This is a genomic window from Legionella sp. W05-934-2 (assembly GCF_964199965.1).
GTDB lineage: Bacteria > Pseudomonadota > Gammaproteobacteria > Legionellales > Legionellaceae > JAFIFT01.
Genome location: NZ_CAXMZT010000001.1, coordinates 272,840 through 285,702, shown reverse-complemented (window position 1 = coordinate 285,702; position 12,863 = coordinate 272,840). Strand labels below are relative to the sequence as shown.

Below are 12,863 nucleotides of genomic sequence, written 5' to 3'. Positions count from 1 at the left end.
AAGGGATTTTCACACGCATGATGATGCTTTTAGCAGTGATGATTATAATAGCAACTAGTACTCATGCTAATTCACAATCTAATTCAGCTTCGTGCATTAGTTGTCATAAGGATACTAATCAACCTTCAAAGACTACGCCGACAAAGCAATCACTGAACCAAATATGTAACGATGCTAATCATAAAAACCTTCCTGCGTGTAAACAGGAAGATAGTTCAAAGGAAAAATAAACGTTTCTTTGGGCATTAAAGGACGCGACCAACAAAAAAAACTGAGATGGAAAAAGCCTATTTTTTTGAAACACTTTCAGGGTAAATGTTCTCTTTTAAAGATTGCATTTTCCCCGATAGAAAATATACTTCAGCCATCAGAAACAAGGGTGCAATAACCATTTGCCAAAGACTGGTTAAGAAGGCGGGTTTGTTCCCTTCAATTAAATGTCCAATCAATTGAATAATCCAACCAAGAATAAAACAGACTAAAAAGACGGTGATTGATGTTTGACTTGGACCATCTCCGCCAACCCAATGGGCTATCCATAATAGGATGATAAATAGAGGGGTAATACTTAAGCCTAAGCGCCAATTGAGTAAAATATAATAAATTAAGACAGCAATGGTGAGAATCTCTGCACTCGTTAGCGAGAATACACCCGGCACAACTAATTGTAGGAATGAAAACAATACCATCACTGAGAAAACAATCAGCGGGACACCGACAAAATGCGTATACAAGGTGACAGGTTTTTGATGATAGTGGGCGTATGTTTGGGCAAGATCTAAGAAAGATTTCATGTTTATCAAATTCCTTATGATTTTTTTAATAGTGTAGCGTATATTTCTAAATTTGCTAGGGACGTTACATAGTTTATAGTGTAATAAATCAATTATTATTTTTTTGATAAATCACATGACAACTCTATGAATAGACAAATTTTATAGACAGATTCAATACCAGTATAGATGGATGTCATGAATTTGTTAATTTAACTTAGAATAGCTTGGCAATCTGTTATACTTGTTAAAATAAGATGCTAAAAATACGATTTTCAACCTGAAATATACTTCGATAAGGAAATTCATGGATATTGTGCTCCAAACAAAATCAGATAAGCTATTGCAGCCCTTTATCTATGGCACTGCTTGGAAAGAGGACAATACCGAACGTTTAACAACCTTAGCACTCCAGCAAGGATTTAGGGCAATCGATACTGCAAATCAAAGAAAACATTATTATGAACAAGGTGTCGGCTTTGGTATTCAATCATTTTTAGCAAAGAAAACTTGTCAAAGAACGGATTTATTCATTCAAACAAAATTTACGTATGTCAGCGGTCAAGATGAAAGGCTCCCATATGATAAACATGTTTCCTTGACTGAACAGGTTGAACAGTCTTTAAGAAGCTCATTAGAACACCTGCAAACGGATTACCTCGACAGTTATATCTTGCATGGTCCTTATTCTACAGTGGGCATTGGTGCGGAAGATATTGAAGTTTGGCGGGTAATGGAGGAGTTGGTTGAGATAGGCTTGGTTCGTTACATTGGGGTTTCAAATATCAGTGCTCAACAGTTGAAAATATTAATGGATAAAGCATCTATTCAACCTAAATTTGTTCAGAATCGTTGTTTTGCGCTACTTCAATGGGATAAAGAGGTTCGTGATATCTGTTCTAAATCAGACTTTGTTTATCAAGGTTTTTCCCTTTTAACCGCCAATCATCCTTATCTTCAATCACCTCCGATTCGAAGTTTGGCGCAAAAATACAATACAACCATTCCGCAATTGATATTTCGATTTTCACAACAAACTGGAATTTTACCGCTAACGGGAACAACCGATGCAAAACATATGGCGGAGGATCTCAGCATTTATAATTTTGACATCGAAGAAGGTGATAGAAGGATCATCGAACAAATTAGCAGCCACTAATTTGATGTTTTATCGAAAGTGCATAAATAGGGCATTGTTTAACATAATCAGGCGATGATAAACTCTAGGGCTCAAAATAGCGAGTGAATGACGAAATGATCTTTAATATTCTATTGGCTATCCACATTGTTTTTGGCTTAATTGCGATTGTCGCATCACTCATTGCTTTAAGTAGCAAAAAAGGCGCATCATTACATCGTCGTGTGGGTAAACTATTTATGATAGCGATGTTAGGTATCTTTATCACCGCACTGCCAATGTCTCTCATGACGAATAACTGGTTTTTACTGTGCGTTGCTTTATTTAGTTTTTATATCAGTCTTTCGGGTTGGCGGTATGCTATTCGTCGGTATTTGCCAGCACAACTGTGGGAGAAAGTAATCAGCATAATAATGATACTTGTCTCGATAACCATGTTAAGTGCTAGCATAGTTAGTTGGCAGCAAGGTGGCTACAAACCCATTGTGTTCGCTGTTTTTGGGTTGATTTGTCTTCGTTTCTCAATCAGCGACATGTTACTCTATCGTAAAATGAAATACCCCAAATTTGAGCGGTTGGTTCGTCATGTTGGTGGAATGATTGGGGGGACCATAGCGGTTTTTACGGCAGTTTTAGTCACTAATTTCACCTACCAACCTGCTTGGGTTTTGTGGATTGCGCCCACTGTGATATTACTTCCTTTAATTATCTATTGGACTATTCGCATTCGAGCAGGTAAATTAACCTAGACATATCTTTCTAACGAATATAACCGCAGAGATACCCAAGACACTATCTACATTTATACTGAAGCCTAACTGACACATAATGGATTATCCGTCTTTGGCTGAGAGGGTGTTGCCAAATCTTTCGACTTTTGATCAAATAGACTCAAGCCTGCTTGAGTGATTGAAATCGTTTGGCTTGGGTTTGCAGAGGGATTTGTATCATCCGGCTTTTGTAATGAACTAAGAGCACTTGTTGCCGTAGCAATCCTTGCTTCATCCGCAAGTTGTTTTTGCATCTTAGTTTTCGCTTTCGATACTTTGTTAATTAGCGAGATGGCCCATTCAGGAATTTTCGGAACGGCACCAACACTATCATCCCTTAGGGTCGCTTTTTGAACCGGTAGAGAGGAACCTTTCACTTGTCTTGTCATGATTCTTTCAGCACCAAGCGCTCTAATACCGCCTTGTAGACGATAGGCAAGCAGGGCTTCGTAATCTGATTTAAGATGAGCGATTTCTTTCTCTAATAACTCAATGGCACTAGCATCTTTCGCTCGGGTTATTGCCAATTCAATTTTCCGTCTTGCACAATCATAATCAATTTTGAGTTCTGTTTCGTTAATTCGACAAGGTTCTTGTTGCTCTCCAAAAAGACAAAACTCAATCACATCCGCTTCTTCCAACCGTTGTTCTTCTGCACAACGATACATGTTCTTATAAGAATAGCCGGATAATTCCTCTCGTGGTTTGGTGTAAAGGTGGTAATGTAATTCATACGCATCACAAATGTCTTTAATTTCACCGTGTAGAAAAAAGAAATCATGCGACTCATGAGTTAGAAATGCTTGCAGATGTTGTTTGAAATCATTGGGTGTGACATCCTGTTTACACCGATAATGATTGTGGTTCATGTTCGCTTCATCTTCTTTTGTATGCATCGTTTTGACATGAAGGGCATTGCTGCCGCGATAATACAAATCACAACCATTTTCAACTTCCTGATGACAGTCGGAAGCCGCTTTAAATAAAATATCCCGAAAAGCTTGAGGGTATTGATCTTTTACCCCATTTCCCCAAAAATACCAAGTGATGCTTTGCCCTTTGACTTGCACCGCAATTTGTATACCAAGTTGATTACCAACATCCTCAACCTGATAGACGACCCCATCCGTTAAACGGAAATTTAAACCAATATCTTCGTATTGTTTGCAAAGCGACTCATAGCCTTTTCTATCTTCCAGGTCCACTAATTTTTGTAGTGCGCAAGCTGCAGGTGTGGTTGCATCCGATTCGACCAGAGGCACTAAGTGTTGTAATTTTAAAAAAGCAATGAATGGTTTAGTGAAGTCAATTTCTCTTTGGAACATGCCGTTGTCCCATAGGATAATATTTGATTTTATAGTGTACATTTTTTAATAACAAGTTCGATTATAGTAATAATTGAAAGAGCAAACTATGCCCAATGTGATGAAAGAAACACATGGTGCTGATGGTCTCAATCTAAGCGCAGTGAGTCATAGGCATGCTAAATGGTAATGGATATATCAATGCGTCTATTGTTGGTTTTTTAGTCGCCGGTGTTAAAAGACAAGTTTGAACCATATAAATTAAACAGTCCTGTCACAATTAATATCAGAGCGAGAAGCACAACAGGTAAAGGAACCATAATGGCTGCGATTAGTCCACCGATGGCTGCTGATGAAGCTTCGCCCAACACTAATAATGCTTGATTATTTCCAAGGACTTGACCTTGCTCATTTGATTTAACTTGTTGAGATAGCCAAGTTGTGCATGTTGGTAATGCCATGACAGTTGGTATCACAGCAAGACCATAGGTAAACCATATCCAGTTGAAACCGCTTGGAATTAAAACGATTAATACGAATAAACCGCCACTGACTAATAGGCCACTAAGAAGGTGTTGTGTTGAATACCTTTTGGCCAACCTTTGTAAAATAATGAGATTGGCAAGAAAGCACATACATGAAACAAATGAAATCAACATTGAGTAGGTTTGTAATGATGGACTCCATTTATCCTGGACATAAAGTGGGATAACCCGATATAAACCTTGAACAGCGAAAAATATTGAAAAATTGATAAAATAGATCTTGGTTAACTTTTTATGATAAAAGATGGATTTTATGGAGGTTAATGATTGTGATAAATTAATTTTTATTGTTGATGAAGGTGAATATTGTTCATCAAAGTTCAAATAAATCCATAACACTAACAGGGGCACGATACTGGCTACTATGAAAAACGGAGCACTATAGCTTAGAACATTTCCTCCAAGTAAAGGGCCTAAGATATAACCTAAACTACAGGCAGAATAGCCATAGCCAATCAATTTTGTTTTAATAATAGGATCATGGGACCTGTCTGCAATGACCGATTGAGAAATAGCCATATTAGACTCACATAACCCGGTTAAAAATGAAAACAGCAATAATAGTCCAATATTATGATAATCAATACTAAGCGCCATTCCTAAAAATCCCAGGGAACAGATCATGAGAGTCACCAATAAAACTCTCTTGCGTCCATAATAATCGGAGAATGTTCCAATCACTGGTGAACCAAAAAATTGACCTAATGGGTACATTGCTAATAGCAAACCTGAAAAAATTGCCCTCATTGATGTCGATGCATCAGCCGGCAACAACATATAGTTCTTATCAAGCAGCATCGGGATAAATAGCGTAATGGTTAATGCATAACCAAGAAATCCAAGAAGGATGACGGCATATAATGGCAAGAAGTCTCTCACCTTAGTTTGGTGTAAAATAGTTTCCATTTTAGCTTTATCTCTTAAGATTTAATTAACGTAACGATCCACTATTCATGCATTTATGCTAGTAAGTTTTCTTCTTTTTTAGCACCAATTTGATAATTTCCTTGAATTCGCTCCATAATATAATCCGCATATTCTATCGGTTTGAATTGGCTGGCAATGCATTGATCGGATGGAATTGATAATGGGGCCATCATTGAGTGCATATTTGGCTCAAAGAAAAAGGGAATAGAATATCGTTCGCGTCCAGACGTATTGATAACACGATGAGGTGTGGAGATAATTGTATTATTGCTAACAAGTCTAAGCATATCACCCGTGTTTACAATGATTCCTCCTTCTAATGGAGGCACATCAATCCATTGGTTTTCTTGCGTAAGAACTTGTAATCCGCCAACGTTGTCTTGAGTTAACAGCGTTAAAAACCCATAGTCTGTGTGTGGGGCAATTCCGAATTGATCTTCGGGAATAACATCAGGTTGGGGTGAATAATATTGTAATCTTAAATAATTCGTTGGCTTGTAGAAGTAAGGATCAAATGCATAGAAGTCCTGACCTAATGAAATAGCGAACAAACGAATTAAATTTTTCAATAAGATCGTTAGTTCTTCCCGATAATGTAATAGCGTTGGTTTGAAGTTAGGTAGAAGATCGTCCGATGGCCATTGATTTGGACCAGCCATATTAATTCCTTTAATATAATCGGGGTCCGATTTATCGACTTCATGCATCAAGATAAAGGAAGCACTTTGATTTGGCTTTGCTGCCTTTCCTAATGTGGAGACATTAAGTTTAGAAGACGCTAAAGGCATATACCCACGAAAAAATTCGTTTTGAACAATTTTCATTTTTTCTTGTTCAGGTAAATGGTGAAATAAACGCGATTGTTCGAAAATATCCTCGAATAAATGAGGGGAAATGCCATGATTGATGATATAGGCAAAACCAATTTTTGAATAGACTTCAAAAAATCGTTTTGCCAATGGGCGTAAATCTTCAATCTTCTGCGCTTTTTGTAGATCGGAGACATCAATGACTGGAATTTGATGCTTAAATTGACTCATTTGATATTACCTCTTGAACATTGTCTGGTTGAATTAATTCTAGTTTAGTAGCCTATTTTTTTTAATGCGTTGATTAAACAAGAAATATCTTCAAAATTATTATAAAAATGCAGCGAAACCCGTATCCCATTCCCTCGGGCATTTACCCATATATTTTCTTTCTGCAATGCCGTCATTACAGCATTCGGATCGTCGAATGGGCCTATGAGAACATTACCCGATATATGATGACTATCATTAACGGTTAAATGAGGAATTTCATGTTCAGCTAAGGCGTCTAATAGATATTTTGATAACGATTTAACACGTTCGGCGATGTTTTGAATACCAATTTCATTGATTAACTCCAATGCTTTTTCACAACCAGCAAACGAGGTCATATTATCCCAACCCAATTCAAATACACGGGCATCTTGGAAATAATTGCGTTGGTTATTAAAACTCATGGATGATTGGATACTTCGCCAACCGACGATGGCTGGCGTTAACTTTTTAAAGAACTCAGGGCTAATGTACATAAATGATATGCCTTCACCACAACACATCCATTTATAACAAGCGCAAACAAGCGCGTCGATTTTTTGCTTTTTCACATCAACCGGAAACACACCAATACCTTGTGTGTGGTTAACAATTAAGTTGCCTGATTTTTTGTGAGAGGCTAGTTCATCCAAATCTAATTGATATCCATTGGCAAAACTAATACTGCTGGTTATCAGGGTGAAATTTTCGTGAACCGAAGTTGCAAGCATTTCATTCAGATTCGCTTGTAAATCACCATTTATTGACACAAATTCAATGTTAGCGCCAATATTTTCCCAGGGAACCACGGAGGATGGAAATTCGTTTTCAGGAATCATAACAAATTCTTGAGAAGGTAACGAATGAGCTAACACATTCATCCCAAATGACACATTGGGAATAAAAGCGATACTTTCTTTGTCAGCATTAATTAACTTCGCTATTTGTTCGCGGCAAGATTCCATGATGCCAATATTTTCACCAAAAGCATCACCGCCACGATGCATAACAGCTTTGTATCGATCTGTAATCGCTTCATAAACGGGTGTCGGCATGGCGCCGCCCCCAGCGGTCATAAAATAAACTTTGTCATTAGCTACCGGAAATAGCGCTCTGTATTTTTCCCAATTAATCATGAACTAACCTTCTTTACCTTAATTTATAATGCATCATGGCAGGCAAAATTGAGTTGTACTAACTGCAAAAGGTCTTCTTTTGAGACCGCGTGACTATCGAGTTGATACAACGTACCTGCTTTACTTTTAGCAATCCCTAATTTGTTTAATAGCCTTCCAGGTGAATAAATATGAATATGCTCAATGTTAATGTTTAGTTTGTTAAAGATGGCATTCCGTAGTTTCAATGCCAGTAAATTGATTTCTTCGTTGTTAGGCTGATTACTCATTAACTCTAACATTAACACCAACTCATCGTTTTTTTTAACGAGTTGGTAGTCGGAAGCAAAATCATCAAATTCAAATAAAATATCCTCAATTTGAATAGGAAAAACTGATTGACCTTGATAATCAATTTTATCGCTGCTTCGCCCTAATAAATTGATAACAGGGGTTTTAAATTGTCCACACTCGCATTGGGTATGTAACACGCCATAATCGCCGGTTTTATATCGGAAAAGGGGCATGTAATTTTTGTGGGTGTTGGTGAATATAATATTACCGATTTCCCCATCACCTAATACCGGCGTTTTAAAGTCATCTTTTAATAACTCTATGGCAATATAAGGTACCGATGGCAGATGATACTGATGGTTACGACAAGAAACCAAACCACCACTATCAAGCTCAGTTAACCCATAGACACTGTAAACATCGGCTCCGCCGTAAATTCGCTCGATTCGTTTAAACTTTGATTTTGAGATAATTTCACCCGTTAAGATGATTTTTTTTATGGACGATTGTTTTGGATCAAGGCCTTGGGCTTGCATGGCTTCCGCATAGCGCAAGGTTTCCATGGGGCGAGCAATTAAAAGTTCAGGTCTTAATCGTTCAAAAATATCTAACACCTTCCTCGGCGGACACAAATGCGTTCTAACGCCCACGGGGATTGACATGATATTCAGTTGGTTCAATGCTAAATAATACTTTAAACCGATAGGATTCATTTCAAAAGGGAGTGCGATTGCTGCCCTTGTAATGGCATTGTTTTTTAAATCTAACCATTCACTAATAAAATGCGCAAACTCTTGACTACGCTTAGCACTCATATCCGGTATCACTGGAAAAGGGTTGCCGGATGTGCCACTGGTTTCAAAATAAGCAATTGGATTTTTGTCTAACACTTCGCTAGCTAACTGTAACGCTAATGGTTCTTTCTTGTCGATGATTGGAAAGTGGCAAAGATCGTCGAGAGTTTCTAATTTCAATCCATCTATTTCATGAAAGTATGCGTCATATGAGCTGAAATTTTCCTTCATATAACACAAGAGATCGTTAAGACGATTGATTAATTCTTCACGCTCACTTTTTTCTAAAAACAAACTAGACATCTTTACCTTCTCAAATAAATGAACTTAACTTAAGACATGAACTGCTTCAAACGCATCGGTTGTTTGATGAATCGACGATGGCTTACATTTTTTAAATCGCATAAATACCCACTGACACTTTTCTGGATGCTTATCTTGCACAAAAATTTCATAGGTTTTTTTCATGCCTAATGTTTGCGGCTTGGGATAAATAATGATCTCATAGCCCATATCAGCCCACATGGGCATGACAATTGGCATTTCTTCGACAAGATACTCCAAACCATTAGCAAAGAGTTCTTCTTCTGCGACATTAGGGTTGATATTTTGTAGGCGCTCGATATAAATTCTGGCGTTGCTGGAAAGGGCTTCCCGATAATCCTCATTTCTAGCAATTTCTTCATCAATCAGTTTTCGATAATTGGTATAGTCTTTATGAAATAACAATTCGTCCCAGCGAATGATTTGATGTTGATGTTTCAGTTGCTCTAAGGCCATCTGATTTCTTTTTAGCCAGATATCACCTGCATTCTTGGTATATTCATAGGCCTGATAATTACCCATGGCCCCTTTAAAGTTATGCCTTTGTAATGTGTCAGCCATGACAATGTCACAGGATTTGAATTGGTATTTATTAACTAATTCAATGGTTGAAAGAAATTTCCCTTCTTCATGATACGCCTGGCCCACACTGATAAATAAAAGCGCTTTTTTTCCTTGAAAATAGGTTTCTTTATTATCAATTTGAAGTTCAGTTCGAAAAGACGCTTTGTGGGTATTTAAATATTGATTCTCAACACACTCTTCATCCGTATAAGTTCTAATAGCAAAAAGACCGCTCATAAAACAAACCCTTTTCTGTATTACGTGTGACAATCGCCACCTCGGAATTTAACAACTCTTTCCTTAGCCCTTTGTCAACGTAAAGCAAGGCGTTATTTCATCATTGCTATTATGCTGAAACTAAAAGATCGCAAGCCATTGCGAACTATTCTGTATTGATTGAATATTCATACGTTGCAGTATGTGAATTGATTGGGTATGAACAAAAACAATTGTTCATGGTGCTTTAGGAGTGACCATTCTTCATCAAGGGATATAAGTTATCAATTAGTATACCTAAGATGAAATGAGTTCCTTTTTTAAAATTATATTGAAAAGCACTGATGCCCAATTTTTCAATCAAAATATATGTAAATTTACAAATGCATTGAAACAAATTTAGCCACAATTATCGATGTTAGGAATGGACTTGTCTATTGTCCTTTTGGACAATGCACGTGGATTAAAGGATTGTTTGAGGGGGATAGGTCACAACGAGGGCAACTTTTTTTGTGTATTTGAAAATGGATGCTTTATGGCTCTGGGGCTTGAATCGGGGCAATTAAATAATCGTTAAAACATTTTCAGGGGGTCTTCCAATTATCGCCTTTCCGTTTGCTAGAACGATAGGCCGTTCAATCAGTTTTGGGAATTTCACCATTAATTTAATTAATTGATCATCGTTAAGGCTGAGGTCTTTGGCACCACTTGTTTGATAGTCTTCCTCATTTTTGCGGATGATGTTTCTTGGACTAACACCCAATAAAGCGATGATCCTGTGTAATTCCTCAACATTGGGTGGACATTGTAAATACTCTATCACGTTTGGCTCAATCCCTTTATCCTGGATCAATTGGAGCGTTTGCCGAGATTTGCTACACCTGGGATTATGATAGATTGTGATTGTCATAGGATTATATCCGCAAAATAATAAGCTAGTTATTATTCCATACTTTTCACAATTTGTAGAGTGAGGATATGCGATCGTTAATAAAGATACTCTCGTATTTTACTAACAGTATAGGTTGACTATTTGCTGTTATTTATAGGTGATCCCTCCTCGCTCAATGGGTTGATCTAACATTTCCTTGGAAGGGCCAAAATAATAATCTTTGATAGCTTCTCCTAATGTATTCAAATCACTTTCTTTATTCGTTGGGGGATGGTAATCATGGGTGCCAAAATAGTTTGAGGCAGTCCTTAAATACTGCTTGTATGCTTCCTTCAATGTTGGATTGTCTTTATATGATTGACGAGATTGGCCATCATACACCCCTGAGTATAATTTCCTGCATAGCTCAGTATACTCAACGAAGAGTTTACTATCATGATCGCTTAAAAGCGTTTTTCTACCTTCCAAATTTTCTCGCATGAATTCTTTTAAATTGATGCCTTTTTTTCCCATCAATGCAATTGCGGTATCTTCAATCGACCATTTATCGGGATGGGTCTCTATATATCGCAACATAACTTGCATGCTATCAATCAGATGGAGCATATCACTGGCTAAATAGCGGTAGGGTTTGTTTTTGAGAATCGCTTTTTCTAAATTGGTCACACTCTTAAGAAATTGGCAAAGAAATTGCTCCGGATCTTTCAGTGGAGTGCTTGTGCCTTTGTCACACAACAATTCCCTTTTATCAAGCCGTAAATATACCGCTTCTAGAAAAAATCTGTCGATAATTGAAAATAGATGGTCATGGTCTAGTGCTAGAAGCGTTTGGTATTGATTAACTGAATTTTCGGGTATCGATGAAGATAGCAAGCTATTGTTGGATACTTTTGATTTTGTCCAGGCTTTGTTCAAACTTTTGAGTGCTTGGTGCTCATCATCCGATTCTGAAATAATCTGTGTTAATAAGGCCAAGTCGGGGTTTTTAGTAGTGTGTCTTTTCGTAAAGGCACCCACCATACGCTTCATGTCTTCAAAATTATCCGCATTGAGGATTTTTTCAATGAATTTTTCCTCACTGGGACTATGCTTTGTACTTGATTCTTGTTGCGCCTTTAAAATAATTGTTTGCTTTAATCGGGTTAAATAAGACGTCAAATGCTTTCTGTGCATGGAATCTCTACCTTGTGGATATAAAATACATATGTCTAACTATATCACTGTTAAACACGAATACGAAAAAACAAAGCCCTTGAGCAGACACATAACCCAATGGTGTTCTAAACTAACTATAACCTAATTAACATTTGGATGTTAAATGAATCGTCTTTTACTAACATGTTCTTTATTAGCTTGTTTGATGATGCCAAACATGGCTTTCTCTAAAGATGGCTATTGCAAATGCTATTTTAATGTTCAAAAAACAGAGCTTGAGCAAGTAACAGCAAATAGCAGGCGACCGGTCATATGTGAATCGTGTCAAAGCCGATGTGAGCTACTGATTGATAGAGTGAAAAAAGAACAGAGTACGGATAAGGTTACGTTAGATAAATCGGAGTGTTCGTGAATGGTCTTGGTATAGCTTAGCTCATTGATAGGCATAGCAACTTTAATCTCAGATTAAAATTGCTACACGTCATTCAATAGCACCTAAAATGCAGTTATAACATTCCTCTTGCACTTGAAGGGCTACTATCATCTTGTCCGTGGGTTTCTGATTGGGATGATGATAAATTGAGAAGAAATCCTGGTTTGAAGTTTGCAAATGTCACGCTGCTAGTTTTAGTAAGGCTTGTGGTTGTAGTGGTTCTAGTTGTTGTAGTGGTTGTCGTTGTGGTTGTTGATAGCGAGCTTGTCGATTTAGAAGGGAGGGTGTTTGCCTCATCGTATGCTTTCAAGAAACCGCTTTGTTCATCGGATGAAATAAGTTTATGTTTCTCTAATATACTTAAAATATCTATTAATTTAGCTTTACCAATAACTTCCTTAAACTGTGCATGGTAATGCGATTGCTCGGGATCAAAACTATCTTGATGATATTGATCATGATCCGTATCCTCACGATGGACAAATCGATAAACACCGAGTTCTTTCGAACATTGCAAAAAGAACTGGTTAACTTGCATACTTTGGCAGTCCATTTGAG

13 protein-coding genes are annotated in these 12,863 nt (G+C 37.4%); 3 read left to right on the top strand and 10 right to left on the bottom strand.

What is annotated here, in order from left to right; all coding sequences use genetic code 11:
• Window positions 1-287 precede the first annotated feature (287 nt).
• A complete protein-coding gene (locus AB3348_RS01335; protein ID WP_367605737.1) occupies window positions 288-794 on the bottom strand; it encodes a DUF962 domain-containing protein in 507 nt (168 codons plus the stop codon).
• A 286-nt stretch (window positions 795-1,080) separates the two neighbouring features.
• Between AB3348_RS01335 and AB3348_RS01330 the strand changes: the two genes are divergently transcribed.
• Together AB3348_RS01330 and AB3348_RS01325 are read left to right on the top strand one after the other, a co-directional pair.
• Window positions 1,081-1,932: an aldo/keto reductase family protein gene (locus AB3348_RS01330; protein ID WP_367605736.1), complete on the top strand. Its 852-nt coding sequence runs from the start codon at window positions 1,081-1,083 to the stop codon at window positions 1,930-1,932.
• Between the two features lie 95 nt (window positions 1,933-2,027).
• The gene (locus AB3348_RS01325; protein ID WP_367605735.1) at window positions 2,028-2,660 is read left to right on the top strand and encodes a hypothetical protein; all 633 of its coding nucleotides are present in this window, start codon (window positions 2,028-2,030) and stop codon (window positions 2,658-2,660) included.
• 65 nt (window positions 2,661-2,725) lie between these two features.
• Here AB3348_RS01325 and AB3348_RS01320 read toward each other — a convergent pair whose 3' ends face one another.
• From AB3348_RS01320 to AB3348_RS01285, 8 genes are all read right to left on the bottom strand, one after another.
• On the bottom strand, window positions 2,726-4,006 hold the full coding sequence (locus tag AB3348_RS01320; protein ID WP_367605734.1) for a hypothetical protein: 1,281 nt from the start codon (window positions 4,004-4,006) through the stop codon (window positions 2,726-2,728).
• Window positions 4,007-4,206: 200 nt separating this feature from the next.
• Window positions 4,207-5,436, bottom strand: coding sequence for an MFS transporter (locus AB3348_RS01315; RefSeq protein WP_367605733.1), 1,230 nt, complete (start codon window positions 5,434-5,436; stop codon window positions 4,207-4,209).
• 53 nt (window positions 5,437-5,489) lie between these two features.
• The gene (locus AB3348_RS01310; protein ID WP_367605732.1) at window positions 5,490-6,497 is read right to left on the bottom strand and encodes an isopenicillin N synthase family dioxygenase; all 1,008 of its coding nucleotides are present in this window, start codon (window positions 6,495-6,497) and stop codon (window positions 5,490-5,492) included.
• Between the two features lie 44 nt (window positions 6,498-6,541).
• Window positions 6,542-7,654, bottom strand: a complete 1,113-nt coding sequence (locus AB3348_RS01305) for an aminotransferase class V-fold PLP-dependent enzyme (RefSeq protein ID WP_367605731.1) — start codon at window positions 7,652-7,654, stop codon at window positions 6,542-6,544.
• A 23-nt stretch (window positions 7,655-7,677) separates the two neighbouring features.
• Complete coding sequence (locus AB3348_RS01300) at window positions 7,678-9,024, bottom strand: phenylacetate--CoA ligase family protein (RefSeq protein WP_367605730.1); 1,347 nt, start codon at window positions 9,022-9,024, stop codon at window positions 7,678-7,680.
• Between the two features lie 24 nt (window positions 9,025-9,048).
• Window positions 9,049-9,846 (bottom strand): tRNA-dependent cyclodipeptide synthase, encoded by a 798-nt coding sequence (locus AB3348_RS01295; protein WP_367605729.1) that lies wholly within the window; start codon window positions 9,844-9,846, stop codon window positions 9,049-9,051.
• Between the two features lie 541 nt (window positions 9,847-10,387).
• Window positions 10,388-10,735 (bottom strand): arsenate reductase (glutaredoxin), encoded by a 348-nt coding sequence (gene arsC, locus AB3348_RS01290; protein WP_367605728.1) that lies wholly within the window; start codon window positions 10,733-10,735, stop codon window positions 10,388-10,390.
• A 129-nt stretch (window positions 10,736-10,864) separates the two neighbouring features.
• The gene (locus AB3348_RS01285; RefSeq protein ID WP_367605727.1) at window positions 10,865-11,890 is read right to left on the bottom strand and encodes a hypothetical protein; all 1,026 of its coding nucleotides are present in this window, start codon (window positions 11,888-11,890) and stop codon (window positions 10,865-10,867) included.
• 145 nt (window positions 11,891-12,035) lie between these two features.
• Here AB3348_RS01285 and AB3348_RS01280 point away from each other — a divergent pair, with 145 nt between their 5' ends.
• Window positions 12,036-12,284: a hypothetical protein gene (locus tag AB3348_RS01280; protein ID WP_367605726.1), complete on the top strand. Its 249-nt coding sequence runs from the start codon at window positions 12,036-12,038 to the stop codon at window positions 12,282-12,284.
• Between the two features lie 94 nt (window positions 12,285-12,378).
• On the opposite strand, the gene AB3348_RS01275 is transcribed toward AB3348_RS01280, so the two are convergent.
• Window positions 12,379-12,843 (bottom strand): hypothetical protein, encoded by a 465-nt coding sequence (locus tag AB3348_RS01275; protein WP_367605725.1) that lies wholly within the window; start codon window positions 12,841-12,843, stop codon window positions 12,379-12,381.
• Between the last annotated feature and the right edge of the window lie 20 nt (window positions 12,844-12,863).